Here is a 26,300-nt window from a genome sequence, read left to right on the forward strand (position 1 = left end):
CCGCGTTCGCACGCGCGGCGTCAGGGACTGCCGACAGCCTGATGGTCTGCCGGCCCCGGCGCCACAGGCTCGTGCCACATCCGCGCCCAGGTCGCGTTCCACGTCGCCCCCAGATCGCGCGCCATCGGCGCCTGGGTCGGCGGCAACGCGGCCCAGCCCGCGGCGGTGCGCTCGGCGACGGTGAAGCGGAAGAAGTAGTCGGGCTCGTTGCCCATGCGCAGGTCGCTGAGCTGCAACCGGCCATCGACCACCGTCGCGCCCATGAAGCCGCGGTTGAACCAGGTCAGCCGCTGCACCGCAGGCAGTGCGGCATTCGCCCGCAAGGCGGCGTTGTCGGAAGGATAAGCCGCGAATTGCATCGGGCCGCGGTCGGCGACCAGCGACCGGAAGCCCTCGACATACCCGTCCGGTGTCATCGCGACCACCCGCCACAGCACGGTATTGCCCGGCATCGGCACCGAGAAGCGCGGCGCGTCTGCCAGGCCCAGCGCCGCCAGCGCGTGGTCGGCCTCGCGGTCGACGCGTGACTTGGCGACCAGCGACCAACCCAGATACGCCGTGCTCAACGCCAGCCCGACCGCCAGCGCGCGGCCGCCGACCCGGCGTGCGCCGGCAAACGTCGCGACCAGTACGCCGATCAGCAACCAGATCGTATACAGCGGATCGATGATGAAGACGCTCGACCACATCGCCGGCGGCGGCCGGAAGGGCCACAGCAACTGCGTGCCATAGACCGTGAACGCATCGAGCAGCGGATGCGTGACCAGCGCAAGCTGGATCGCCCAGAACCAACGCCCCGGCGAGGCCGCAACCCGGCCGTTGCCGTAGCGGCGCAGCGCCCACCACAGCGCGGCGGCGGCAAGCGGCAGGACCAACACCGAATGGGTGATCCCGCGATGCAGGGTCATCCGCAGCACCGGGTCATCGGTCAGCAGCGCGATCACCAGGCCATCGAAGTCAGGCACGGTGCCCAGCGCAGCACCGGCCAGCAATGCCGCCCGGCGATGCGCCGCCGGCACGACGGCCGCGGCGACCGACGCACCGAGGACGATCTGGGTCAGGGAATCCATACCGCAATCTTAGACGCAGACACCCTGCTCCATTCGATGGCGCGCCCGATGCCACGCGACGAGGCCCAATCCTGGGGAAGGCAGCCCTCGACCGCGGACTCGCCGAGCGTCGATTGGAAGTGGAACGACACGCCTGCTACCGTCAGGAATCGGCGATGGATTCGCCCCCGGTGTCAAGGGGAATGCCAGGGACGGCGGCTCGACTTCGCCCCTGTCAGGCCCGTTCGTGGATCGTCAACCTGCCAGAGGAAGAACTCGACATGCCAAGCTCCAGAACAATGCACTCGGGGATGGTCGCGCCCGCCGTCACTGCAACGTTGCTGTCCCTCTTCGCGTTCCCTGCCATCGGGGCCACGGTCGACACCTCATCACTTCGCGGCGGCCACACGTACGATCAGTTCATCGTGAAGTATCGAACCGGCAGCCTGCAGGGTGCCGAAGGCCCGTCACTCTCGGCCTCGCTAAAACGTGCCGCCAGCGGCCTGACGGCGACACGCGGCGTCGTGGATGTCCGGCACCTGCGGCGTACCGCGCTGGGTGCGGACGTGATCCGGACCACCCAAGCGCTCGGACCGGCCGAGGCAACGACCCTGCTCCGAGCCATCGCGGCCGACCCAAGGGTCGAATACGTCGAAGTCGATGCGCGGATGTACCCGACGATGACACCCAATGACCCTCGATTCGGCGAGCAATGGGGCTACACCGGTCAGGCTGCCGGAATCCGTGCGCCACAGGCGTGGGAGGCCGCAACCGGCGCAGGCGTGGTCGTCGCGGTGCTGGATACGGGGATGACCCCGCACAGCGATCTCAACGCCAATGTGCTCCCGGGCTACGACTTCATCAGCGATGCTGCCAGAGCCAGAGACGGCAACGGCAGGGATCCCAATCCAGCCGATGAAGGAGATTGGCGAGCCGCCAACGAATGTGGCGCCGGTATTTCAGCCGCGAACTCGAGCTGGCATGGCACGCATGTCGCTGGCACCATCGCCGCCGTAACGAACAATGCGAAAGGGGTCGCCGGCACCGCTTTCGACTCCAGAATCGTACCCGTGCGCGTCCTCGGTCGATGCGGCGGCATGGTCTCTGACATTGCCGACGCCATTGTCTGGGCGTCGGGCGGCAGCGTCCCCGGGGTGCCGACCAATGCCAACCCCGCGGAGGTGATCAACCTGTCACTGGGCGGCGCCGGTAACTGCTCGGCCACCTACCAGAGCGCCATCAATGGTGCCGTCTCGCGCGGCAGTACGATCGTCGTGTCAGCGGGCAACTCCAATGCCGACGCTGCGGGCTTCCAACCCGCAAGTTGCGCGAATGTCATCACAGTCGGCGCCGTCGACCGCAACGGCGTCCGTTCGATCTGGGGGGGCGGACAGGCGTCGAATTACGGAAGCCGAGTGGATCTCTCTGCTCCGGGCTCGGACATTCTCTCGACCCTCAATGCCGGCGCCACGACACCGGCGAGCGAGACCTACGCCTACTACGGCGGAACATCGATGGCAGCGCCGCATGTGTCGGGGGTCCTCGCCCTGATGCAATCGGTAGCGCGCAATCCGCTCACGCCCTCCCAGGCAGGCACCATTCTCAGAAACACCGCGACACCCTTTCCAACGGCGCCATCGCAGCCGATCGGGACCGGCATCGTCAACGCGCGGGCCGCTGTCGAAGCCGTCGCCCCGGCAAGACCCGACCTCTACGCCATCAACAAGCAAGGCGGGAGCACGACTGAAGTTCACGTCCTCGATGGCGGAGATGGCTTCCAGTCCTTTCCGCTGCAGACTGCGACCGCTTTACACGTGACTGGCGCCGATGCGCGCTGGGTCTTTCTGCTCGGCGACTTCAACGCCGACGGCGTGACCGACCTCTACGCGATCAACAAGCAGGGAACGAGCTCAACCGAGGTCCATGTTCTCGACGGCGCCAGCCATTTCCAGACATTCCTCATGCAGACAGGGACAGCTCTTCATCACACGGGAAGCGACTCGAGTTGGACCTTTGCGCTTGGCGACTACGACCGCGATGGCGCTCTGGATCTCTACGCGATCCAGAAGCAGGGCGGTGGTTCCAACAGGACCGAGGTCCACGTTCTCAACGGCGCCACTGGTTTCCAATCGTTCTTGCTGCACACCGCAACCGCGCTCCATCCCACAGGCTCGGATTCGACCTGGATGTTCGATCTCGCAGACTATGACCGGGACGGCACCTTGGACCTCTACGCAGTCAATCGCCAGGGCGCCAGCTCCACAGAAGTCCATATCCTAGACGGCGCGACTGGATTCCAGTCCTTCAAGATGCAGACGGCGACGGCGCTGCATACGACCGGGCACGATCCAAGCTGGTCGTTCGCGTTACAGGACCAGAACTCTGACGGCGCCCCTGACCTCTACGCCATCAGAAAGCAAGGCGGCGCCTCCGGCAGAACCGAGGTCTTCATCCTCAACGGAGCAGGACATTTCCAGACGTTCCTACTCCAGACTGCGACTGCCCTGCATCAGACGGGCAGTGACCACGCATGGCAGATACTGGTCGCGCCCAGCCAGTGATGTCTTGGAAATCCCGGGTGGCGCTGCTCGTCGCGTCGCCCGGGGCCAAAGCGGGGTGGACACGTCGCGACCTGACACGGCGGGCAGGCTCGTGAACTGGCACCAGCCCTGGCCCCCTTAACTCTACGGCAACACACGGGACGACAAGATGCGTTGCGCAGGCCGGGGGTGTATCATTCGCGGCCATCTTTTCATCCGAATATAGGGATATAGCCCTGATGTCCAGCTATCTCTTCACGTCCGAGTCCGTCTCCGAAGGCCATCCGGACAAGATTGCCGACCAGATCTCCGATGCCGTGCTCGACGCGATCCTGGCCCAGGACAAGCGCGCGCGCGTGGCCTGCGAGACGCTGGTCAAGACCGGCGTGGCGATCGTCGCCGGCGAGGTGACGACCAGCGCGTGGATCGACCTGGAGGCGCTGACTCGCAAGGTGATCCTGGACATCGGCTACGACAGCTCCGACGTCGGCTTCGACGGCGAGACCTGCGGCGTGCTGAACCTGATCGGCAAGCAGTCGCCCGACATCAACCAGGGCGTGGACCGCAAGAAGCCCGAAGAACAGGGTGCCGGCGACCAGGGCCTGATGTTCGGCTACGCGACCAACGAGACCGACAGCCACATGCCGGCCGCGATCCATCTGTCGCACCGTCTGGTCGAGCGCCAGGCGCAGGTGCGCAAGAAGAAGAACTCGCCGCTGCCGTGGCTGCGCCCCGATGCCAAGAGCCAGGTCACGCTGCGCTACGAAGATGGCAAGGCGACCGCGATCGACGCGGTCGTGCTGTCGACCCAGCACGATCCGGGCGTCAAGCAGAAGGACCTCATCGAGGCCGTCCGCGAGGAGATCATCAAGCCCGTGCTGCCGGCCAAGTGGCTGCACAAGGGCACCAAGTTCCACATCAACCCGACCGGCAAGTTCATCATCGGCGGGCCGGTGGGCGACTGCGGTCTGACCGGCCGCAAGATCATCGTCGACACCTACGGCGGCTGGGCCCGTCACGGCGGCGGCGCGTTCTCGGGCAAGGATCCGTCGAAGGTCGACCGCTCGGCCGCCTACGCCGCGCGTTACGTCGCCAAGAACGTGGTCGCGGCCGGCCTGGCCGATCGCTGCGAGGTGCAGGTGTCGTACGCGATCGGCGTCGCCGAGCCGACCTCGATCTCGGTGACTACGTTCGGCACCGGCAAAATCCCTGACGCGCAGATCGAAAAGCTGATCCGCCGCCACTTCGACCTGCGCCCCTACGGCATCATCCAGATGCTCGACCTGATCCACCCGGTCTACCAGCGCACGGCCAGCTATGGCCACTTCGGCCGCAAGCCGCAGCAGGTCAGCTACACCGACGGCGCTGGCGAACAGCACACCGCCACCGCGTTCTCGTGGGAAAAGACCGACCGCGCCGAGGCCCTGCGCGCCGACGCCAAGCTCAAGTAAGACCGGCGCCTTCCGCCGCTTTGCCACGACGGGCCGCGCAAGCGGCCCGTCGTCGTTTGGCCCGGCGGGCCGGCCCGCTCCCCTGCTCCACGGGCGCCCCATCGTCTCACCCGGCGTGCACCCGGCGGGCGACATGCTATATCTCGTCGCACGGTGCGGCGCCAAGGACAGCCAGGGGAAGCTTCTTCGATGTCAGCCAGCTACGACGAGATGCGCGATGCACAGGGCGCAGTCCGGCCGCACTACCGCGCGTTCGAAGACTGGCTGCAACGCACCCCGCCCGAGCAGGTCGCCCACAAGCGGCGTGAGGCCGAGATCTCGTTCCACCGCGTCGGCATCACGTTCTCGGTCTACGGCGAGGAGTCGGGCACCGAGCGGCTGATCCCCTTCGACATCGTGCCCAGGATCGTGCCGGCCGCCGAGTGGCGGATGCTCGAGGCCGGGCTGCGCCAGCGGGTGCACGCGCTGAATCTGTTTCTGGGCGATGTCTACGGCCCGCAGCGCATCCTGCGCGACGGCCGCATTCCGGCGGCACTGGTCCTCGACAACAGCGAGTACCGCAAGGAGATGCAGGGCCTGCAGGTCGCCTGCAACACCTATTCGCATGTCTCGGGCATCGATCTGGTGCGCGCCGGTGACGGCGAGTACTACGTGCTCGAGGACAACCTGCGGGTCGCGTCGGGCGTGTCGTACATGCTCGAGAACCGGCGGATGATGGCGCGCCTGACGCCCGAACTGTTCTCCAGTCAGCAGATCGCGCCGGTCGAACGCTACCCCGACGCACTGCTCGACGTGCTGCGTCAGTGCGCGCCGGCCAACATCGACAACCCGGTGGTGGCCGTCCTCACGCCGGGTGCGGCGAACTCGGCCTACTTCGAGCACGCTTTCCTGGCCCAGCAGATGGGCGTGGAACTGGTCGAGGGTGCCGACCTGTTCGTGCAGAACGACATGGTCTATGCGCAGACCACGCGCGGCGCACAGCGCGTGCACGTGATCTACCGCCGCATCAACGACGACTTCCTCGACCCGACAGTGTTCCGGCCCGAATCGATGCTGGGCGTGCCCGGGCTGTTCGGCGCCTACCGCGCCGGCAACGTGACCCTGGCCAATGCGCCCGGCACCGGCGTGGGTGACGACAAGTCGGTGTATCCGTTCGTGCCGGAGATGATCCGCTACTACCTCAGCGAGGAGCCGATCCTGCACAACGTACCGACCTGGCAACTGCGCAATCCCGACGACCTCAAATACGCGTTGGCGCACCTGCCCGAGCTCGTGGTCAAGGAAGTCCACGGCGCCGGCGGCTACGGGATGCTCGTCGGCCCGGCGTCGACGAAGGCCGAGATCGAGGCATTCCGTGCCCGCATCCTCGCCGACCCCGGTAACTACATCGCCCAGCCCACGTTATCGCTGTCGACCTGCCCGACCTTCGTCGAAAGCGGGCTGGCACCGCGCCACATTGACCTGCGCCCCTACATCCTCAGCGGCCGCCGCATCCAGGTCGTGCCGGGCGGGCTGACGCGGGTGGCGCTGCGCGAAGGCTCGCTGGTGGTCAATTCGTCCCAGGGGGGCGGCACCAAGGACACCTGGATCATGGAAAACTAAGGCCGCACGCATGCTCTGTCGCACCGCGAACGATCTGTACTGGGTGGCGCGCAGCATGGAACGCGCCGAGAACACCGCGCGCCTGCTCGATGTCGCACAACGCATCGCCTTGCTGCCTGAGCGCCTGGATCGCGGCAAGGCGCAGGCCGCTGCATGGCGACGTTCGCTCGACTCGCTGGGGCTGGTGCAGCCGTTCCTCGAACGCCACGGACGCATCGATGCCGAGGGCGTGGTCGGGCACCTGCTGCTGGCGCCCGACAACCCCAGCTCGATCCACAGCTGCTTCCGCAACGCACGCGAGAACGCCCGCGCCCAGCGTGTGGCGATCACCTCGGAAATGTACGAGGACCTCAACAGCTCGTGGCTGGAGATCCGCAAGCTCGATGCCGCGCAACTGCGCCGCAACGGGCTGAGCAACACGCTCGAATGGGTCAAGACCCGCTCGGCGTCGTTTCGCGGCATCACGATCGGTACGCTCGGCCGCGGCGAGGGCTACCAATTCCTGCAACTGGGGGCGTTCATCGAGCGCGCCGAATGGTCGATCCGGCTGCTGGACATGATCGCCAGCGACGACGAACTGCCGGAGACCGGCGAGGCGCGCGACGCAGTCCAGTATTTCCAATGGAGCGCACTGTTGCAGGCGCTGTCGGCGTTCGAGACCTATCGACGGCTCTACCGCGAGTCGGTCAGCCCTGCCGGCGTGGCGGCGCTGATGCTGCTCAACGGTGACAACCCGCGCTCGCTGCAGACCTGCGTCGAGGCGATCTCCTCGATCCTGCAGTCGCTGACCGGCGGTGCGTCGGTGGAAGTGGCGCGACAGGCCGGCGCGCTGGCCGCGCAGTCGCGCTACGCCCGCATGGACGAGATCATCGCCGGCGGACTGGAGCCGTGGCTGCAGGACACGATGACCCGGCTGACCCGACTGGGCGCGGAGATCCACCATCAGTTCATGACCACCCGCGCCGTACCGGCGCCGGCGCAGACGCAGGTTCAGGCGCCCTGGCAGACCACGGCCTGACGGGTGCCATGCCGCCCGCGCAGCGGGCACAATGACCGTCCGCTCCGCTGTACCCGCCCCGCCCATGACCTATTGCATCGGCCTCAACCTCGACGAGGGGCTCGTGCTGGCCTCCGACTCGCGCACCAACGCGGGCGTCGACCATGTCCGCCGTGCCGGCAAGATGCGGGTCTTCGCCGAACCCGGCGCCTATGTGGTCGTGACCTTGTCGGCCGGCAACCTGTCGCTGACCCAGAACGTGCTCAATCTGATCGAGCATCGCGACCGGCACGAACCGGCGACGCCGGGCATCCGCAATGCGCAGTCGATGTTCCAGGTCGCCCAGGCGATCGGCGATGCGATGCGCGAGATCCGTGCACGCGACGAAGCCTACCTGCGCGACAGCGGGATCGACCCCAGCGGCACGTTCATCGTCGGCGGCCAGATCCGCGGCGAGCCGCCGCGACTGTTCCTGGTGTACTCGGAAGGCAACTTCATCGAGAGCACGCCCGAGACCCCGTTCTTCCAGACCGGCGAAATCAAGTTCGGCAAGCCGATCCTCGACCGGGTGGTGACCCGGCAGACCGACCTGGTCACCGCGACCAAGTGCACGCTGGTGTCGTTCGACTCGACGATCCGCTCGAACCTGTCGGTCGGGACACCGATCGACCTGGTGGTCTATCGCCGCGACAGCCTGCAGTTGGAGGTCCAGCAGCGCTTCGAGGACGAGGACGCCTACCTGCGCTCGATCCGCGAGCGTTGGAATAACAGCCTGCGCGAAGCGGTCGCCGCGTTGCCGGCGCCGCCATGGGCACGCTAGTCAGCGCCCTGCACTGATCGCGGCCGCAACGCCCGACGTTGGATCGGGCGTTGCGGCGGCCGCGCCGTTTACGGCGCGGCGGGCGCGTCAGGGCGATGCTTCACATAACGATCGAGCCAGGCATTGGTCTCGTAGAGCATGTGCAGGATCGATTCGCGTGCCCGGTAGCCGTGCGATTCCTTGGGCAGCATCACCAGCCGGGCGTTGCCGCCCAGGCCCTTGATCGCGGCGAACATGCGCTCGCTCTGCATCGGGAACGTGCCCGAATTGTTGTCCTCTTCGCCGTGGATCAGCAGGATCGGATCCTTGATCTGTCCGGCGTAGTTGAACGGCGACATGCGCAGATAGGTGTCCTGGGCCTGCCAGTAGTTGCGCTCCTCGGCCTGGAAGCCGAATGGCGTGAGCGTGCGGTTGTAGGCGCCGCTGCGCGCGATGCCGGCGGCGAACAGCCGCGAGTGCGCCAGCAGGTTGCCGGTCATGAACGCGCCGTAGGAATGCCCGCCGATCGCGATCCGACGACGATCCGCCACACCGCGGCGCACGACCTCGTCCACGGCGGCCTCGGCGCTGGCGACCAGTTGTTCGATGTAGGTATCGTTGGGTTCGGCATCGCCCTCGCCGATGATCGGCATCGAAACGTCGGCAAACACCGCATACCCCATTGCCAGGAACGCCTGCGGCCCCCAGTAGCCGACCGCGTTGAACCGGTACGGCGAATCGGTCACCTGGCTCGCGGCGTCTGCGGATTTGAACTCGCCCGGATAGGCCCACATCAGCAGCGGCAGCGGGCCGTCGCGCTGTGCGTCGTAGCCCGGCGGCAGGTACAGCGTGCCGCTCAGGTCGACGCCGTCCTTGCGCTTGAAGCGGACCAGCTCCTTGTGCACGTCGCGCAGCTGCGGCGTGGGATGCGCGAACGCGGTCAGCGCTGCCGGTGCGGCATCGGCGTCGTCCAGGCGGCGCAGCAGGAAGTTCGCCGGCTCGGCCGGCGTCTCGCGCGTGGTCAGCAGTCGCGTGGCCTGCGCATCGAGTACCGCGACCGGTGCCTCGTAAGCCGGCGCCTGCGAGTGGAACAGCCGCTCGGTACGGCCGTCGGCCAGGTGCTGGCGGTCCAGGAACGGCCGGTCGCCTTCCTCCGACGCGCCCTCGCCGATACGGTAGATGCTCTGGCCATCGGCCGCGATCAGCAGCCGACTGTTGCCGTTGTCGTCAGGCATCGTCACCGCCATGCCCGGGTCGGCGTAACGGTCCTCGTACGACCCGTCGCGCACCAGCACCGGCGCGGCGGCGCCGTCGGGGTGCAGGCGCCACTCGCGGATCCGGCGCGTCTTCCACCAATACTCGGTCAGCAACGCAAGATCGCCAGTGCCCCACTGCGTGCCGGCGTAGCGCATCGACAGTTGCGCGAGCGCAGTCGGCTTTGCGCGGAACGGGGCAGCCTGCGCGTAGACGATGTCGCGCACCGCGACCTCGCGCGCCGGATCGCCGCCGTCCTGCGCCTCGGCCCAGACCAGCGTCGCCGGCGCGTCGCTGCGCCAGGCGACCGAACGCACGCCGGTGGGCACCGCATCGTTGCCAACCGGTAGGCCCTCGACCAGCGGCAAGCGCGCCACCGTGTGCTGGACCGCACCGTCGAGTCCGATCACCTCGATCCGACGCGGGAAGCGGGTGTACGGCACCTGGTAGGAGAACGGCCGGTCGATCTGCTGGCGCAGCAGATGACGCCCGTCGGGCGACGCGGTGGCGCTGACGGTCAGGCCGGGCGCGCCGATCGGCGACACCGTGCCGTCGAGCGACACGCGCGCGAGCTGGCTGGTCATGTAGTGCGCGAACACCCGCGCATCCTGCTCGCTGCGCAGCAGGTCCTGGTAGGTCCGCAACTGCTGCACCGTGCCGCTGGCGCCGGTCTCCTGGACATTGGGGCCGGCCGGAACGCCGTCGTCCTGCGGCGCTGCGCCCTGCCCTTGCGGGCGCAACCGCACCAGCAATGATTGTCCATCGGGCATCCATTCGAAGCCGTTGCCGACGACTGCGTTGAGCGGCTGGGACAGCAGGCGCCGCGCCTGCCGCGTCGCCACGTCGACCAGCCACAGCTGCACTTCGCCCGCGTGCGTGTCGACCTGGCTGAAGGCGATGTGGCGCTGGTCGGGCGACCACAACAGCGAGGCCAGCGACAACGGCTCGGGCAGGCCGGCGATGCGCTGCTCGCCGCCACCGTCGATCGGCTTGAGCCAGACATCGCTGACGTACGAGGCACGGCTGGCCGAGTAGGTCTTGGGATTGATCCGGATGCCACCGAGCTTGAGCTCGGGCTGGGAGACCTCGGCGATCGACGGCAGCGCGGGCGTCTGCAGGAAGGCGGCCAGATCGCGCTTGGGACTCAACAACAGACGCGGCGGACGCGGCGCATCGACGATCGCGCGCAGCGCTTCGGGCGGCAGACGGTAGCCGCCATCCTCGGAGGCGACCGCGGGCGCGGTCTGCGCGAATGCAGGGGCGACGCCGAGCGAGGCGACGAGCAAGGTGGCGGACACGGCGAGGCACAATCGGCGACGGGCGGTCGTTGCAGGCATCAGAAGGCGATCCGTAAAGAGGCACACGAGGCCGTCGAGCATACCTGCCCCGCAACGAGTGCCGGCCAGGGACCGACGGGACTTGCATTGCACGCCCTGCACTGCAGTGGCATCGCAGTCGCTCACAGAGCAGTGTCGTCATACACGGCTGACGCCTGAACACAAGCGGCGCCTGGCCTCCCCCAGCCGGCGGCGATCCAGCGCCTGCCCCGCCGCTGGCGGCGAGCTGCGATAGAATGGCGGTCCGCCTCGCCGAGGGGCGCTGCGACCATCGCGTGGCTTCGTCCACGACCCGTTCCGCACAAGCGGACGCTTCGATGGCCAGGCTCGGCGCAGGTGCCCTGCGAACGGCGCCCGTCATCGCGAATGCATCGATCGCATTCCGTACGGAGCATGCAATGAACGCACAGTTGAAGTCCGGCGCCGCGCGCGCCTTCTCCCAGGATGGCGACTACAAAGTTGCCGACATCTCGCTGGCCGACTGGGGCCGCAAGGAACTCGACATCGCCGAGCACGAGATGCCGGGCCTGATGTCGATCCGCAAGAAGCACGCCGCCACCCAGCCGCTGAAGGGTGTGCGCGTGACCGGCTCGCTGCACATGACCATCCAGACCGCGGTGCTGATCGAGACGCTCAAGGACATCGGTGCCGACGTGCGCTGGGCCTCGTGCAACATCTTCTCGACCCAAGACCACGCCGCCGCCGCGATCGCCGCGACCGGCACGCCGGTGTTCGCCTGGAAGGGCGAGACGCTGGAGGAATACTGGGACTGCACGCTCGACGCGCTGACCTTCACCCTGCCCGACGGCACCCTGACCGGTCCGGAGCTGGTGGTCGACGACGGCGGCGACGTCACGCTGCTGATCCACAAGGGCTACGAGCTCGAAAACGGCAGCACCTGGGTCGATGAGCCCGCGAGCTCGCACGAAGAACAGGTCATCAAGGCGCTGCTCAAGCGCGTGGCCAACGAACGTCCGGGCTACTGGACGCGCGTGGTCGCCGACTGGAAGGGCGTCTCCGAGGAAACCACCACCGGCGTGCACCGTCTCTACCAGCTGGCCCAGGCCGGCACGCTGCTGGTGCCGGCGATCAACGTCAACGACTCGGTCACCAAGTCCAAGTTCGACAACCTCTACGGCTGCCGCGAGTCGCTGGCCGACGGCCTCAAGCGCGCAATGGACGTGATGCTGGCCGGCAAGGTGGCCGTGGTCTGCGGCTACGGCGACGTCGGCAAGGGCTGCGCCGCCTCGCTGCGCGCCTATGGCGCCCGCGTCGTGGTAACCGAGATCGACCCGATCTGCGCGCTGCAGGCGGCGATGGAAGGTTTCGAAGTCAACACGATCGAGAGCACGCTGGGCCGCGGCGACGTCTATGTCACCACCACCGGCAACAAAGACATCATCACCGTCGAGCACCTGCAGGCGATGAAGGACCAGGCCATCGTCTGCAACATCGGTCACTTCGACAACGAGATCCAGGTCGATGCGCTCAAGGCGCTGGCGGGCGTGCAGCAGATCAACATCAAGCCGCAGGTCGACAAGTACGTCTTTCCGGACGGCCGTGCGATCTTCCTGCTCGCCGATGGCCGTCTGGTGAACCTGGGCTGCGCCACCGGCCACCCGAGCTTCGTGATGTCCAACTCGTTCGCCAACCAGACCCTGGCCCAGATCGATCTGTGGGCGAACAAGGACCGCTACGAGAAGAAGGTCTACCTGCTGCCCAAGCACCTCGACGAGGAAGTGGCACGGCTGCACCTGGAGAAGATCGGCGTCAAGCTGACCAAGCTCACCCAGGCCCAGGCCGACTACATCGGCGTGCCGGTCGAAGGCCCGTTCAAGCCGGATCACTACCGCTACTGAGTGATCCGCACCACTGCAGGGATACGACGAACGGGCGCCTTGCGGCGCCCGTTCTCGTTGGTGGGCCGGCCTGCCCGGCCCCACGCTTTGCCTACGGCAGCGATGCGTTGAACTGGATCTGCTGCCCCGGCACGAGCCGGTCGCTCTCGATCGCAACGGTCAGCGTGGCGATCGCATGCGGGCCGATGCAGGCCGACGCGGAACGCTCGGCATTGGGCAACAGCCCCTTGAGCGACGTGCCCAGACGATGGCCGTCGACCGCGGGCCAGGCGTCGTAGTAGATCGGCGCGACGCCTTCGTTGCGCACCGACATCTGCACGCATTCGCCATCGCTCGACAGCGCCGTGATCCGGAACGCGTAGCCCGTCGCCATCGCGGCCTGGCGGATCCGAGCGCGCGTCTGATAGCCCGGCTGGTCGTTGCCGATCATGTAGCTGATGCGGTACTGCGAAGCAAAGGATTCGAAACTACGCCCCCAGGGCCCGTTGGGATCGAGCACATGCGCCTGGTCGTAGTCGCTGTAGTAGTTGAACTCGCCGCCCGCCGGGCTTTGCTGGTAGCGGGTGTTGCCGAAGAACAGCCACGAAGCGCGGTTGTACTCGCTGTTGCTGCTCGAATGCGTCTCGTGCATGAAGGAGTCATCGAACAGCCCGAAGCGCAGCTGCCGCAACGACGACACGGCGGAGAACGGCGAGTAGGCCGCGCTCGCCGCATCGATCGACAGCGACCACGACGTCTGCGCGAACGTGGCGCCCAGGTGCTCGAGGAACTGTTGCTGGAACGCCTTCGACGGAAACGTGCGGCCCAGGGTCAGCGGCCCGTCCCACAGGTGATACTCGGCATAGGAGCCGAAGCCCACCTGCAGGAAGGCCAGGCGCGGGTCGAGGTCGTAACGCTGCGCGAACTTGGTGTAGAAGTCGAGAATGAAGGCCCGCAACGTGGCCGAGCGCCAGTCGGGCACGAAGGTTTGCTCGCCCTCCACGTTCCTGTAGTCGATCACGTGGTCGGCGGCATTGGCCACGTGGCTCGGGATTGAGATCGTGGTGTGGCCGGGATAGGTGTCGTGGAAGCGCACGATCATCTGGTGGCCGCGTGCCGCCGCCGATGCCAGCCGGGCGTCGACCTGCGACCAGTCGTAGGCGCCCGACGCGGTCACGACATCGCTGTACTTGAAGTAGGCGAACTCCAGCTGCACGTCGTCGCCGAGCGCCGCCAGGCCCGACGCATTGTCGTTCCACAACACGATGCCGGTCATCGGTTGCACGCGATCGATCGTCGCCTGCAGCGGGACCGGCACGTAGGCCGCTTTGCCGCGTCGAGGCACTGCCGCGCCGGCGCGTGCGAGGGGCGCTGATTTGACCAAGCGTGCGCCCGAGCCTGCTGCATGCGCGCTCCCGTGTGCCTGCGCCGAAGCCGGTGCGCCATCCGGCGCCTGGGGCCGCGTGAGGCCCGCATTGGCGGTTGCGACGACCGCCAACAGCATGGCCAATGCTGCAATGCGCAGCCGATCTCGATGATGCTCCATGATCTACCCCTCCCGTCGCCGGCATGGGATCGCGGCCGGTCCAGGGGCGACGCCTGGACCGGCCGCGTCGAACGCGTTCAGAACCGGTAGCTCAAGCCCAGCGTGACCGAGCGGCCATAGCGGTAGTAGCCCTGCGACAACAGCGGGTTGCCGTTGATGCTGGACGTGCTCTCATCGTCGAGCAGGTTGCTGCCCTCCAGCGAGATCGTGAAGCGGTCGTTGACGGCGTAGGAAGCGTGCGCCGTCAGCCAGGTGATCGGGTCGGACTGCTCGTTGTACCCCTCGCCCAGCACATTGATCGCGGTCACAAAGCCATCGGTGTGATCGGCGGTGGCGCCGATCGACCAGGGACCCTTTTCGTACATCAGGCCCAGCGAGTACACCGACGGCGCGATGCCTTCGAGCGGGCGCTCGAACTCGCCGACCCAACTGCGTGCCCAGTTGCGGGTGTACTGCGCGCGAAAGCCGAAGCCGTTGTCCCAGAAGTGCTGCAGCCCCGCCTCGATGCCACGCACCTTGGCGTAGTCGCCGTTGATCGGACGCATGACGTTGAACAGCGTCGGGCCGGTGCTCACCGGGGTCCCGTCGGCATCGACGATGGGACCGACACCGATGTCCTGGCCCGGCTCCCAACTGGTGGTGATCTGGTTGGCGATGCGCTTGTAGAACACCGCGACGTTGAAGATCGACCGGTCGGTGAAGTACCACTCCAGCGACAGATCGCCTTGTTTGGCACTGTAGGGCTGCAGATCGACGTTGCCGCCGTAGATCTGGGTGAACTCACCCCAGGACACACTGGCCGTCGTATTGGTCGGCGCCAGCTTGTCGACCGGCGGCCGGGCCATGGTCTTGGCGGCGCCCACGCGCAGTTGCAGGTCGTCGGTGAAGCTCCAGATGAAGTTCGCCGAGGGCAGGTAGAAGGTGTAGTCGCCCTTCTGCTCGATCGCGCTCGGGGTGTCGTAGACCGCGGTGTAGTTGAACGTCCCGTTCTCGACGATCTGCAGGATCTTGGCGTCCCAGGCATGGGCCGTGGTGTCAGTCTTGACCACGCGCATGCCGATATCGCCGCGCCAGCGTTCACCGACAAAGTCGGCCTGCACGTAGAACGCGTTGGTCTTCTCCGAGACGCGGTAGCTCTCGAGCGGGTTCCATTGCGGCGCGGCGCTGGAGAAATCGTAAGGCGTGCCGTCCGCACGCGGCCGGCCGTCGTACTGTGCGAGATGGCCGAGGTAGTTGGGGACGTCGAAGGCGATGAACGACCTCGGGAAGACCGCATTGACCCGGCTCATGAAGCTCGGCGGCGCCAGCGATTGCGAGATCACGCCCGCCCCCAGCTCGCCGACATTGATGGCATTGTCGCCCGAGTAGTAATCGGCGCCGCCATTGAGGGTGTTGTTGATCAGGTCGCGCGACTTCTTGCGATCGGTGACATTGACCCCGAAGCGCAGCCGATCGAAGAACGAGCGACCGACAAACAGCTCGCCGCCGAGGGCGCCGCCGGTGATCTCGTCGACGATGTTGTCGCCGCGCAGCTCCATGTAGTGGGTGTTGAAGTCGGACGCGCCGAAATTGCCGGTCCCGAAGCCGTCGGCCAGCGAACGACCGTCGTCGAAGTCCACGCGGACGTTGGGCATCGCATCCCCACTCAGGTCGATGCGGGCGGTGTTGGGCTGGTTCATGCGCAGGACCACATAGGAATCCTGGCCGCCCGAGTAGCGCTTGGAAGTCGAGCGGTACACGTCGGCGATGAGCGTGAAATCGTCGTTGACCTGCCACTGCGCGTTGGCCCCGTACAGATCGGTGTCGACCACCCGGTGCTCGGTCATATTGAGCAGTTCGGGGTTGAGCCGCAGCTCCGGATCCGGGTTGTCCATCGTGAACCCGGTGACGATGCCGTTCTGGACGGTGATGTCGGACCAACGCCCGGGCGCGAACAGCGGATAGTAGGACTGCTGGTAGCCGACCTGCGGCGAATCGAGCCGCGTGGTCAGACCGTCCACCGTGAGCCGGAAGCGGTCGCTGGGGCGCCATTCCAGCTTGCCCGAGAACGCGCGCCGCTTCTTCTCCTCGATGATCGAGCCGGCGCGGAACTGGCCGGGCGAGATCAGGCCGTACTCCTCGGGTCGAGCTCGCCGTTGCCGTTGAGATCGACGTCGCCGCCCCAGGCGTTGCTCGACCAGGTGGGATCCCGCGGATCGGTGTTGCGGGTCCAGCCGCCATCGTTGCCGGCGATATCGGTGCGGTCCCGGCGCTTGCCGTAGACCACGCCGAGCAATACACCGAAGGTGTCGTCGGCGAATGTGTTGCTGTAGGTCGCCGAGAACTTGCGCCCGTTGAGCTCGGACATCTGGTTGCGGTCACCCTCGACGCGGACGATGCCGTGCTGGCCGGTGCGATCGAAGGGACTGGCCGAGCGCAGGTTGATCAGACCGCCGATCGCGCCCTCGGCCAACGACGACTGCGCCCCCTTGATCACGTCGGCGCCGCTGATCACGTCCGATGGCAGCACATCGAACGCGAAATCGCGGCCTGCGCCGTCGGTCGCCAGCAGTCGGCCGTTGAACGTGGTCAGGGTGTACTCCGGCCCCAGGCCGCGCACGCTGACCTTCTGGCCCTCACCGCCTGCCGTGCGGCTGATCGAGACACCGGTGATGTGGCTCAGCGAGTCGGCGACGTTGTCGTCGGGGAACTTGCCCAGTTCCAGCGCGCTGATCGAATCCTGCACGGTGGCCGCATCGCGCTTGAGCTCGACCGCCCGCGCAAGGCTGCCGCGCACCCCGGTCACGATCACCGCGTCGAGCGATTCGATCCGTTCGTCGGCCGGTCCCGCGGGGTCCCCGGCGTCCTGGACCTGGGCCGACGCGCCGGCCGGCACCACGAGCGCCAGCGCGATGCTGCAGAAAAGCGGATTGCGATGCGGACGAACGGTCTTCACAGAAGCATCCTCGATGTGGGTGGCTGTGGGGGCGACCTACAAAACGAAATCCAGCCTAAATCATGTTTCGTTTGGCATCAACATCTTCTTGTAACGAAATTTGGGCAGGCTGAACGCGGGTCGCCCGCCTCGGGTCGTGCCGCAGCGTCATGAACACGCTGATCCCGAGGCATACGCCCACGCTCCCGAGCGCGAGATCCGGCATCGATCAGGCAAGCGGGCCCAGCGAGACCCGCCCGGGCCTCAACTGCCTGCCCAGCATCGCAACGGACCAGAATCGTTAGAAACGAAAGAAAACGTTGCTAAACATTGTCTTTCGTCGCAGACTCTTTTGTGCGCACGCCCGATGGCCTGTTGACCAGCGGCGCCCGCCCCCCCTTTCTGATACGAGGACCGCGATGCACGCCCTGCTCGAGCTGGTCGCCCGCCATCGGCGTGGTGACGCTGCTGGCATCACCTCCATCTGCTGCGCCCATCCCTTGGTGCTGGAGGCCGCGCTGCGCCATGCCAGGCGCCACGCCCTGCCGCTGGTGCTCATCGAGGCGACCTGCAATCAGGTCAACCAGGACGGTGGCTACACCGGCATGACCCCGGCCGATTTCGTTGCCTTCGTCGGCGGCATCGCCCGGCAGGTCGGCTTCGATCCGGCGCGTATCGCACTCGGCGGCGATCACCTGGGCCCCAATCCCTGGACCGCGCTCCAGGCCGAGGCGGCGATGGCCAAGGCCGAGACGATGGTCGCCGCCTACGTCGCCGCGGGCTTTCGCAAGCTTCACCTCGATTGCTCGATGGCCTGCGCGGACGATCCGGTGCCGCTGCCCGAAGCCACGATCGTCGAACGCGCGGTGCGGTTGTGCCGCGCGGCCGAGGCCGCCCATGCGCAGGCCGGTGGCGAGCCGCCGGTTTACGTGATCGGCACCGAGGTGCCGGTGCCTGGCGGCGCGACCGAGGCCATCGAGGGCCTGGCAGTCACCGCGCCCGAGGCCGCGCTGGCGACGATCGAGGCCCACCGGGATGCATTCGCGGCCGCCGGCCTGCAGGCCGCGTGGACGCGGGTGATCGCCTCGGTGGTGCAGCCGGGCGTGGAGTTCGACCACCACCAGGTCATCGACTATGTGCCGGCGGCCGCACGCGCGCTCAGCGCCGCGATCGAGCAGGTCCCGGGTCTGGTGTTCGAGGCGCATTCGACCGACTACCAGACCCCGGACGCACTGGCCGCGCTGGTGCGCGACCACTTCGCGATCCTCAAGGTCGGCCCCGGCCTGACCTTCGCGCTGCGCGAGGCGCTGTGGGCGCTGGATGCGATCGAGCGCGAGTGGATCGCGCCGGACCGGCGTGCGCAGCTGCGCGAGACCGCGCTGGCACGCATGCGCGCCCAGCCCGGCCACTGGCAGCGCTACTACCACGCCCAGGGCGAGGCGCTGACCATCGACCTGCAATACAGCTTGAGCGACCGCATCCGCTACTACTGGCCGGACCCGGCGATCGAGGCGGCCTGCCAGCAGCTGTTCGCCAACCTGCGTCAGACCCCACCGCCGATGCCGCTGGTCGGCCAGTACCTGCCGCAGGCGCTGCGCGCCCTGCGTACCGACCGCACCCCGCTCGATCCCGCCGCCCTCGTGATGGCCCACATCGCCATCGCCCTCGACGACTACCGCCATGCCTGCGTCCCCGATGCCCAGTCCTGAACACCTCGGCCTGCCCGAATCCGATCTGGCCGCCAGCGGCGCGCTGTGGACCGCACGCGAGATCGAACAGCAGCCGCGCATGCTTCTGCGCACCCATGCGCTGGTCACCGAGATGGCCGAGTCGCTTGCGGCCTTCATCGCGCCGGTGTCGGGCGACCCGACGGCGCGCGTGATCCTGACCGGCGCCGGCACTTCGGCCTATATCGGCGAATGCCTGGCGCCGTGGCTCGACCGCAACCTCGCCGCGCGCGTCGATGCGGTGCCCACGACCGACCTGGTCAGTGCGCCGCAGCTGTATCTCGATCCGGATCGCCCGCTGCTGCTGGTCTCGTTCGGGCGTTCTGGCAACAGCCCCGAGAGCGTCGCGGCGGTGGAACTGGCCGAGGCGCTGGTCGCCGACGTGCGCCACCTGGTGGTGACCTGCAACGCCGACGGCGCGCTGGGCCGGGTCGCGGTGCGGCAGTCGATGACCCTGCTGCTGCCGCCCGAAACCCACGATGTCAGCTTCGCGATGACCTCGAGCTTCAGCTGCATGATGCTCGCGACGCTGGCCGCGCTGTGCGGGCCGCAAGCCCTGGAGACGCGCGTGCACGCGATCGCCGCCGCGACCGACACTGTGCTGCAGCAGGCGCGCGGGCTGACCCAGGAACTGGCGTTGTGCGGGTTCGAGCGTGTGGTCTACCTGGGCAGCGCACTGTTCAAGGGTCTGGCGCGCGAGGCCGCGCTCAAGCTGGGCGAACTGACCAATGGTGCCATCGCGACCTGCTTCGAATCGCCGATGGGCTTCCGCCACGGGCCCAAGACCTTCGTCACCGCGCGCACGCTGGTCGTGGTGTTCGTGTCCAATGACCCGCTGACCCGGCGCTACGATCTCGACCTGCTCGACGAGTTGCGCGGCGATGGCGTGGCCGCGCGCGTGATCGAGGTCACCGCCGCCGCGCCGCATGGCCCGGTGCGCGATGCGGTGCGCGTGGCCGGGCTCGAACACGTGCACGATGTCGACCTGCTGTGGCCCTATGTCGCCGTGGCGCAGCTGTTCGCCTTTCACGCTTCGCGGGCGCTGGGCCTGCGGCCCGACAGCCCGAATGCACAGGGCACGGTGAACCGGGTCGTGCAGGGCGTGCGCCTGCATTCGCTGCCGTAAATCCTCGCTCCCGCGGGCACGATGCCGCAACGCGACGCCGCCACCGGCGTCGCGCGATCAAGGGCGCCAGTTGGCGTTGCGTTCCCAGAACGCGACGCTGCGCCGATAGGCCTCCGGGTCCAGCGGTACCCCCGAACCGCCCTCTTCGACCCCAAGCGCATTGCGCATCATCGTGATCGGCGCCATCGGGATCTCCGCAGGCTCGGCCGTATACAGACAGCCGACCACGCCCCAGTCGGCATCGATCGGCGCACCCTCCTTCGCCAGTTGCTCGGCACTGTAGAGGATCACGACCAGATACTCCGCACGCGGCGGCGTCACGCCTTCGAACCAGCGCACCAGCACCGGGAGCTCGGCGGAGCTGCGTGCCTCGTAGGCCGAGCGCAGCAGATGCCGGTTCGCTTCGGTGATCGGCGCGGTCAGGCAGCGTGTCGACGTCCAATTGCGGTGCACATGCAGCTTGCAGAACGGCGCATAGCCGTCGAGCACGGCGACCGGTGCTTGCGCGTTGAGATGCGCCTCGAATGCCTCGGGCGTCGTGTCCTGGATCGTGTTGCCGCGCGGGACGCGGGGAAACAGACGAGGGCGGGCGAAGGGCGTGAGAACGATGGACATCTGCGGGCGATCGGCATGGCGCGCCAGGGTAACCGCGCGGGGCGCGGAGCACGAGGCGGCCCCCAAGAGCGCCGCCTCCATGGCGCCTACAGGGCCTGCATGCGCCGGTCGAGCGCAGCCTCGTCCGGCCCTTCGTCGGGACCATGCAGTTCGTCGTTCGCGGCCGGCGGCTGCCCGTCGCCGACCGCGGCCGGCGGCACCTCGAGATACGGCAGGCGCAACACGCGGCTGGTCATCCCGCGGATGCGGTTGGTCAGCGCCACGTCCGTGTTCAGCGCCTGCCCATAGGAGGGCACGATCGTCTGGATGCGTTCGCGCCACGGCCCGCCCATGCGCTCGGGATACGCACGCCGCAGCACGTCGAGCATGATCTTGGGCGAGGTCGATGCGCCGGGCGAGGCCCCCAGCAACGCCGCGATGCTGCCGTCGGCGTCGGTGACGATCTCAGTGCCGAACTGCAGGATCGCGCCCTTCTCAGGATCGCGCTTGATGACCTGCACGCGCTGCCCCGCGGTGACCAGACGCCAATCGGCCTGCTTGGCGTCGGGGTAGTACTTCTGCAACTCGGCAAACCGATCGGCATCCGACAGCCGGGCCTGTTGGACCAGATAGCCCACCAGGTCGCGGTTCTCGGCGCCGACGCGCAGCATGCCGGTGACGTTGTGGTTGTTGACCGACGAGAACAGGTCGAACCATGAGCCGTGCTTGAGGAACCGCGTGCTCTGCAATGCGAACGGGCCGAACAACAGCACCGGCTTGCCGTCGAGCTTGCGCGCATCCAGATGCGGCACCGACATCGGCGGCGAGCCCGCTTCGGCCTTGCCGTAGGCTTTCACATCGTGGCGTGCAGTGACCGCGGGATTGTCGGTTGCCAGAAACTGGCCGCCGACCGGGAAGCCGCCATAGTCGGCGGCTTCGGGGATGCCCGAGTGCTGCAACAGCGTCAGCGCCGCACCGCCGGCGCCGACGAACACGAACCGGGCGCGGATCGACCGCGTTTGATCGTTCGCCAGGTCGTGCACGGCGACCGTCCAGTTGCCATCGTCCTCGCGCTGCAGCTTGCGCACCTCGTGGCGCAGGTGCAGCCCGAACCGCGGACTGCGCGACAGCGCCTGCGTCAGCTGTCGGGTGATCACCCCGAAATTGACGTCGGTGCCCAGCGGCATCCAGGTCGCGGCGATCCGCTGGGCTGGGTCCCGGCCTTCCATCATCAGCGGCGCCCAACGCGCGATCTGCGCTGGATCCTGCGAAAACTCCATGCCGTGGAACAGCGGCTCCTTGGAGAGCGCCGCGTGGCGGCGGCGCAGATAGTCGATGTTGTCGTCGCCCCAGACGAAGCTCATGTGCGGGGTCGGATTGATGAAGTCGGTGGGCGTCCCCAGCCGTCCGGCCTCGACCTGGTGGGACCAGAACTGGCGCGAGATCTCGAACTGTTCGGCGATGTCGACCGCACGCGCGGTCTCGATCGAGCCGTCCTCGCGCTCGGGCGTGTAATTGAGTTCGGCGAAGCCCGAATGGCCGGTGCCGGCATTGTTCCAACCGTCCGAACTCTCCAACGCCACCCCGTCCAACCGTTCGTAGATTTCGATCCGCCAGTCCGGTTCGAGTTCCTGCAGGTAGGTGGCCAGGGTGACACTCATGATCCCGGCGCCGATCAGCACCACATCCACCGGCTCGGCATTCTCCGGTTCCGGCGGCGCGCGCTCGAACAGCGGCCAGTACAGGAACAGCCCGATAGCGATCGCGAGCACGACGAGACCGACGACGCCTGCCTTGAAGATCTTTTTCATTTCCGACTCCTCGACGATCGGGTACCGGCGCCAGCCAGGAGCCGAATGCGGCACCCATCGGCGAGCGTAGTGAATCCGACGTCAAGCCCATGGGAATGCCCGATATCAGCCCATCCACCAGCGCTTATATCCATCGCGATAAAGAGATATGCTTTTGCCTCACCTCCGCCCCAGGTCGCGCATGATCCCGGTCAGCTTCGAGTTCTACCCGCCCAAGACCGACGAGCAACGCCAGCAGTTGCACCGGACCGCCGGGAAGCTCGCCGCGCATGCGCCCGAGTACGTGTCCTGCACCTTCGGCGCCGGCGGTTCGACCCTGAGCCACACGCCCGAGACCGTGCGCCGGCTCAAGCAGGACCACGGGCTGGAAGCGGCCCCGCATCTGTCGTGCGTCGGCGGCAGCCGCGAGGAGATCCGCGAGCTGCTCAAGCTCTATCGCGCGATCGGCTGCACCCGTATCGTCGCGCTGCGCGGCGATCTGCCCTCGGGCATGGGCCAGCCCGGCGATCTGCGCCATGCCTCGGACCTGGTCGCGTTCATCCGCAGCGAGTTCGGCGACCGCTTCCGCATCGAAGTCGGCTGTTACCCGGAAGTGCATCCGCAGGCCGAGGACGCACGCCGCGATCTGGCGCACTTCAAGGCCAAGATCGATGCCGGCGCCGACGCCGCGATCACCCAGTACTTCTACAACGCCGACGCCTACTTCCACTTCGTCGACAGCGCGCGCCGTGCCGGTGTCGAGGTCCCGATCGTGCCGGGCATCATGCCGATTTCCAACTTCAGCCAGTTGCGTCGGTTCTCGGAGGCCTGCGGCGCCGAGATCCCGCGCTGGATGCAACGCAGCATGGCAGCCCACGGCGACGACGTGACGGCGATCCGCGCGCTCGGCGCCGACATCGTCACCCGCCTGTGCGAGCGGCTGATCGCCGGCGGCGCACCAGCGCTGCATTTCTACACACTCAACCTCGCCAAGCCGACCCAGACCATCCTGTCCCGCCTGGCCTGAGGCCACTGTCGCGGTCACCGGCCAGGCGCTAGGCTGCGCCGATGCCCCGTCGCACCGTCACGCTGCTGCTCCCGTTGCTCGCCGTCGTCGCCGCGATGCCGGACAAGACAGCGCATGCCCAGATCCGGCGCTGCGTCGCGCCCGACGGCGGCACCGTCTACACCGACCGGGCCTGCAGCGCGGTCGGTGCGACGACCGGTCCCAAGCGGGGCGCCGGCACGGCCGCGGTCACCGCCTACCGCAGTGGGTGCCAGCGCCATCTGCGTGGCCTGATCCAGGAATTGAGCCATGCGATCGACAGCCGCGACACCAACCGCCTGGCATCGCTTTACCACTGGCGCGGGATGAACAGCACCGGCAGCGACCGGGTTCTCGACCGCCTGGACGCGATCGCGCAGCGGCCGCTGGTGGATATCGTCGCCCAGCGCCCGGCCGCCACGGCGACAAGCGCGCCTGGCGGGTTCGCCGGGTGGGCGAGCGCACGCGAGCTGCCGGCCGCCGCGCGTGTGCAACCGCCCTCGTCGCTGCGCGTCACCCAGACCGGCCCCGGCGGGACCGGCGCCTCGCAGACAGTGTTCTCGCTCCACCGCCATTTCGACTGCTGGTGGATCCGGCTCTAGCCGCGGGTCATTGCGCACACTGGTGCTGATGGCTGCCGGACACGGCGAAGAAGGCGCCCCGCACACGCGCGGCTCAATCAGGGCGGAACGACAGGGTCGCCACGACTCCGCGCACCGCGCCGGGGACCACCCGCACCTGCCAGCCATACAGATCGCACAGTCGACGTACGATCGACAGGCCGATGCCACCGCCCTGCGAGTGCTCGGCGTGCGTGCCGCGATAGCCACGCTCGAACAGCCGGGCTGCATCTTCCGCGCTCAGACCCGGGCCACTGTCAGCGACCTCCACGGTGTGCGCACGCACGCGTACGACCACCTCGCCTTCCTGGGTGTACTTGATCGCATTGCCGACCAGGTTGCCCAGCGCGACGGTGACCGCAGCCTCGGGGGCGTCGACGACGAGCGGTTGCTCGGCCTCCAGCCGCAGTTCCAGTGGCTTGCCGACCAGTTGCGGGCGGTGCGCGTCGAACAACTGCTCGACGACACGGCCGATGTCGGTCGCGCCATGCCCGCGCTCCTCGCGCGAGAGCAATAGCAGCGCGCTGATCAGGTCGGTGCACTGCTGCTCGGCGCGCTGGATGCGCAGCAGTCGGGTCCGGGTCTTCTCGTCCAGGTCCGGTCGCGACAGCAGCAATTCCACCGCGCCCTTGATGACCGCGAGCGGCGTACGCAGTTCGTGGCTGACGTCGGCATTGAACTCGCGGTCGCGCTGCACCACTTCGGTCAACCGGAAGGCGTAGTCGTCCAGCGCACTGGCCAGTTGCCCGACCTCGTCGTCGGGAAAATGCGGCGCCAGCGCCTGCGGTCGTGAACTGTCGCCGGAGCGGCTGAGCCGCTTGGCCAGTTCCGAGACCGGACTCATGACCCGCGCAGCCGACCACCAGCCGATCAACGCCGACAGCAACGACACCATGACCACCGAACCGAAGATGGCGCGCTGGAACTGGGTCGCACCGCGCACGGTCTCGGTCATGTCGTAGGCCAGGAAGAACCACTCCTCCGGCGTCTTGCGCACCGCCAGCTTGTACATGAACGGAGTGCCATCCTCGTCGACGCCGCTGAGGTTGTGGATGCCGTCGCCCAGCTCATACCAATCGGGCTGCTCGTAGCGCAGCTCCTCGAACCGGTCGCGCTTGACCACGCGCGCACGGATCTGCTCCACCGGGGCGGCGGGGTTGCGCGAGGGGTCGACGTAGTAGCGCCGCGCGTACTCGTCGATGTTGCGATTCATCAGGTCCTCGACCAGCGTGTTCTCCACGCGGTCGCGGGCTTCCTGGGTCAGGAACGCGAACAGGGTCGTGAGCCCGAGCCCGAGCAGCACGAACGACAGGATGATGCGGCTCCGCAGGCGCCGCCGGTAGCGGCGCTCGCGGACCCGGGCCGGACGGCCCGTCGCGACCTCAGTTGGCGGCATCGGGCACGGCGATCCGGTAGCCGATCCCGTGCCGCGTCTGGATGTAGGGCGGATCGAACGGCTTATCGACGACCGCGCGCAGGCCATGGATATGCACGCGCAGCGAGTCGGAGTCCGGCAGTTCCTCGCCCCAGACGCGGGTCTCGAGCTCCTGGCGCGTGACCACGGCCGGCGAGGCTTCCATCAACGACTGCAGGATCTTGAGTGCGGTCGGGTTGAGTTGCAGCAGCTTGCCCTGACGACGCACCTCGAGGGTGTCGAGGTTGTACTCGAGTTCGCCGACTTCCAGCACGCGCGTGTGCGCGCCCTTGCCGCGGCGCGACAGTGCATTGAGGCGAACCTCGACCTCCTGCAGCGCGAACGGCTTGACCAGATAGTCGTCGGCGCCCGAGTCGAAGCCGGCGAGCTTGTTGTCGAGGCTGTCGCGCGCGGTGAGCATCAGCACCGGCGTCTGTTTGCGCGCATCGTTGCGCAACTTGCGGCAAACCTCCAGGCCGTCCATGCCCGGCAGATTGAGATCGAGCACGATCGCATCGAAATCATGGACCACCGCCAGATGCAGGCCGGTGACGCCGTCGGCGGCGAAGTCGACGGTGTGGCCGCGGTCCTCGAGGTAATCCCCGAGATTGGCGGCGATGTCCTGGTTGTCTTCGATGACGAGGATATGCATGGATG

Annotated in this window: 16 protein-coding genes, 2 pseudogenes and 1 other annotated feature; of the genes and pseudogenes, 10 read left to right on the top strand and 8 right to left on the bottom strand. The window is 67.5% G+C overall.

Annotation, left to right across the window (positions count from 1 at the left end; translation table 11 throughout):
• Nucleotides 1–20 precede the first annotated feature (20 nt).
• Complete coding sequence (locus tag BEN78_02335; protein ASR42404.1) at nt 21–1,070, bottom strand: hypothetical protein; 1,050 nt, start codon at nt 1,068–1,070, stop codon at nt 21–23.
• A 278-nt stretch (nt 1,071–1,348) separates the two neighbouring features.
• Between BEN78_02335 and BEN78_02340 the strand changes: the two genes are divergently transcribed.
• The 5 genes from BEN78_02340 to BEN78_02360 all read left to right on the top strand — a co-directional run bounded on the left by BEN78_02340 (nt 1,349) and on the right by BEN78_02360 (nt 8,459).
• Nucleotides 1,349–3,610, top strand: a complete 2,262-nt coding sequence (locus BEN78_02340) for a hypothetical protein (protein ASR42405.1) — start codon at nt 1,349–1,351, stop codon at nt 3,608–3,610.
• Nucleotides 3,611–3,828: 218 nt separating this feature from the next.
• Nucleotides 3,829–5,040, top strand: a complete 1,212-nt coding sequence (locus tag BEN78_02345) for a methionine adenosyltransferase (protein ASR42406.1) — start codon at nt 3,829–3,831, stop codon at nt 5,038–5,040.
• 189 nt (nt 5,041–5,229) lie between these two features.
• A complete protein-coding gene (locus BEN78_02350) occupies nt 5,230–6,642 on the top strand; it encodes a hypothetical protein (protein ID ASR42407.1) in 1,413 nt (470 codons plus the stop codon).
• Between the two features lie 10 nt (nt 6,643–6,652).
• Nucleotides 6,653–7,660 carry a hypothetical protein gene (locus BEN78_02355; protein ID ASR42408.1) on the top strand — a complete coding sequence of 336 codons (1,008 nt, stop codon included), beginning with the start codon at nt 6,653–6,655 and terminating at the stop codon, nt 7,658–7,660.
• Between the two features lie 64 nt (nt 7,661–7,724).
• Entirely contained in the window at nt 7,725–8,459 is a 735-nt protein-coding gene (locus tag BEN78_02360) for a peptidase (GenBank protein ASR42409.1), read from the top strand.
• Nucleotides 8,460–8,527: 68 nt separating this feature from the next.
• On the opposite strand, the gene BEN78_02365 is transcribed toward BEN78_02360, so the two are convergent.
• The gene (locus BEN78_02365; protein ID ASR44857.1) at nt 8,528–11,029 is read right to left on the bottom strand and encodes an aminoacyl peptidase; all 2,502 of its coding nucleotides are present in this window, start codon (nt 11,027–11,029) and stop codon (nt 8,528–8,530) included.
• 248 nt (nt 11,030–11,277) lie between these two features.
• Nucleotides 11,278–11,392, top strand: a binding site (S-adenosyl-L-homocysteine riboswitch).
• A gap of 35 nt (nt 11,393–11,427) precedes the next feature.
• Between BEN78_02365 and BEN78_02370 the strand changes: the two genes are divergently transcribed.
• Complete coding sequence (locus BEN78_02370) at nt 11,428–12,888, top strand: adenosylhomocysteinase (protein ID ASR42410.1); 1,461 nt, start codon at nt 11,428–11,430, stop codon at nt 12,886–12,888.
• A gap of 91 nt (nt 12,889–12,979) precedes the next feature.
• Here the strand turns inward: BEN78_02370 and BEN78_02375 are convergent, their stop codons facing one another.
• Both BEN78_02375 and BEN78_02380 read right to left on the bottom strand, forming a co-directional pair.
• Nucleotides 12,980–14,212 (bottom strand): hypothetical protein, encoded by a 1,233-nt coding sequence (locus tag BEN78_02375; protein ID ASR44858.1) that lies wholly within the window; start codon nt 14,210–14,212, stop codon nt 12,980–12,982.
• A 278-nt stretch (nt 14,213–14,490) separates the two neighbouring features.
• A pseudogene (locus tag BEN78_02380) lies at nt 14,491–17,348 on the bottom strand (TonB-dependent receptor).
• A 398-nt stretch (nt 17,349–17,746) separates the two neighbouring features.
• On the opposite strand from BEN78_02380, the gene BEN78_02385 reads away from it, so the two are divergent.
• Together BEN78_02385 and BEN78_02390 are read left to right on the top strand one after the other, a co-directional pair.
• A complete protein-coding gene (locus tag BEN78_02385) occupies nt 17,747–19,036 on the top strand; it encodes a D-tagatose-bisphosphate aldolase, class II, non-catalytic subunit (GenBank protein ASR42411.1) in 1,290 nt (429 codons plus the stop codon).
• A complete protein-coding gene (locus tag BEN78_02390; protein ASR42412.1) occupies nt 19,023–20,180 on the top strand; it encodes a sugar isomerase in 1,158 nt (385 codons plus the stop codon). Before BEN78_02385 ends, BEN78_02390 begins: the two co-directional genes overlap by 14 nt.
• Nucleotides 20,181–20,237: 57 nt before the next feature.
• Here the strand turns inward: BEN78_02390 and BEN78_02395 are convergent, their stop codons facing one another.
• Together BEN78_02395 and BEN78_02400 are read right to left on the bottom strand one after the other, a co-directional pair.
• Complete coding sequence (locus BEN78_02395; GenBank protein ASR44859.1) at nt 20,238–20,795, bottom strand: hypothetical protein; 558 nt, start codon at nt 20,793–20,795, stop codon at nt 20,238–20,240.
• 194 nt (nt 20,796–20,989) lie between these two features.
• A pseudogene (locus tag BEN78_02400) lies at nt 20,990–22,585 on the bottom strand (malate:quinone oxidoreductase).
• Between the two features lie 181 nt (nt 22,586–22,766).
• Between BEN78_02400 and BEN78_02405 the strand changes: the two are divergent.
• Nucleotides 22,767–23,591: a methylenetetrahydrofolate reductase [NAD(P)H] gene (locus BEN78_02405; protein ASR42413.1), complete on the top strand. Its 825-nt coding sequence runs from the start codon at nt 22,767–22,769 to the stop codon at nt 23,589–23,591.
• 41 nt (nt 23,592–23,632) lie between these two features.
• A complete protein-coding gene (locus BEN78_02410; protein ASR42414.1) occupies nt 23,633–24,211 on the top strand; it encodes a hypothetical protein in 579 nt (192 codons plus the stop codon).
• Between the two features lie 73 nt (nt 24,212–24,284).
• Here the strand turns inward: BEN78_02410 and BEN78_02415 are convergent, their stop codons facing one another.
• Together BEN78_02415 and BEN78_02420 are read right to left on the bottom strand one after the other, a co-directional pair.
• The gene (locus BEN78_02415; protein ID ASR42415.1) at nt 24,285–25,625 is read right to left on the bottom strand and encodes a two-component sensor histidine kinase; all 1,341 of its coding nucleotides are present in this window, start codon (nt 25,623–25,625) and stop codon (nt 24,285–24,287) included.
• A complete protein-coding gene (locus tag BEN78_02420; GenBank protein ASR42416.1) occupies nt 25,612–26,295 on the bottom strand; it encodes a DNA-binding response regulator in 684 nt (227 codons plus the stop codon). The genes BEN78_02415 and BEN78_02420 overlap by 14 nt, the downstream gene beginning before the upstream one ends.
• Nucleotides 26,296–26,300 lie beyond the last annotated feature (5 nt).

It is taken from the genome of Xanthomonas citri pv. mangiferaeindicae, from assembly GCA_002240395.1.
GTDB classification, from domain to species: domain Bacteria; phylum Pseudomonadota; class Gammaproteobacteria; order Xanthomonadales; family Xanthomonadaceae; genus Luteimonas; species Luteimonas citri_A.

Excerpts from the sequence above, each read along its gene's own strand:
- BEN78_02335 (ASR42404.1), bottom strand. The coding sequence starts at position 1,070 with ATGGATTCCCTGACCCAGATCGTCCTCGGTGCGTCGGTCGCCGCGGCC.
- BEN78_02340 (ASR42405.1), top strand. The coding sequence starts at position 1,349 with ATGCACTCGGGGATGGTCGCGCCCGCCGTCACTGCAACGTTGCTGTCC.
- BEN78_02345 (ASR42406.1), top strand. The coding sequence starts at position 3,829 with ATGTCCAGCTATCTCTTCACGTCCGAGTCCGTCTCCGAAGGCCATCCG.
- BEN78_02350 (ASR42407.1), top strand. The coding sequence starts at position 5,230 with ATGTCAGCCAGCTACGACGAGATGCGCGATGCACAGGGCGCAGTCCGG.
- BEN78_02355 (ASR42408.1), top strand. The coding sequence starts at position 6,653 with ATGCTCTGTCGCACCGCGAACGATCTGTACTGGGTGGCGCGCAGCATG.
- BEN78_02360 (ASR42409.1), top strand. The coding sequence starts at position 7,725 with ATGACCTATTGCATCGGCCTCAACCTCGACGAGGGGCTCGTGCTGGCC.
- BEN78_02365 (ASR44857.1), bottom strand. The coding sequence starts at position 11,029 with ATGCCTGCAACGACCGCCCGTCGCCGATTGTGCCTCGCCGTGTCCGCC.
- BEN78_02370 (ASR42410.1), top strand. The coding sequence starts at position 11,428 with ATGAACGCACAGTTGAAGTCCGGCGCCGCGCGCGCCTTCTCCCAGGAT.
- BEN78_02385 (ASR42411.1), top strand. The coding sequence starts at position 17,747 with ATGCACGCCCTGCTCGAGCTGGTCGCCCGCCATCGGCGTGGTGACGCT.
- BEN78_02390 (ASR42412.1), top strand. The coding sequence starts at position 19,023 with ATGCCCAGTCCTGAACACCTCGGCCTGCCCGAATCCGATCTGGCCGCC.
- BEN78_02395 (ASR44859.1), bottom strand. The coding sequence starts at position 20,795 with ATGTCCATCGTTCTCACGCCCTTCGCCCGCCCTCGTCTGTTTCCCCGC.
- BEN78_02405 (ASR42413.1), top strand. The coding sequence starts at position 22,767 with ATGATCCCGGTCAGCTTCGAGTTCTACCCGCCCAAGACCGACGAGCAA.
- BEN78_02410 (ASR42414.1), top strand. The coding sequence starts at position 23,633 with ATGCCCCGTCGCACCGTCACGCTGCTGCTCCCGTTGCTCGCCGTCGTC.
- BEN78_02415 (ASR42415.1), bottom strand. The coding sequence starts at position 25,625 with ATGCCGCCAACTGAGGTCGCGACGGGCCGTCCGGCCCGGGTCCGCGAG.
- BEN78_02420 (ASR42416.1), bottom strand. The coding sequence starts at position 26,295 with ATGCATATCCTCGTCATCGAAGACAACCAGGACATCGCCGCCAATCTC.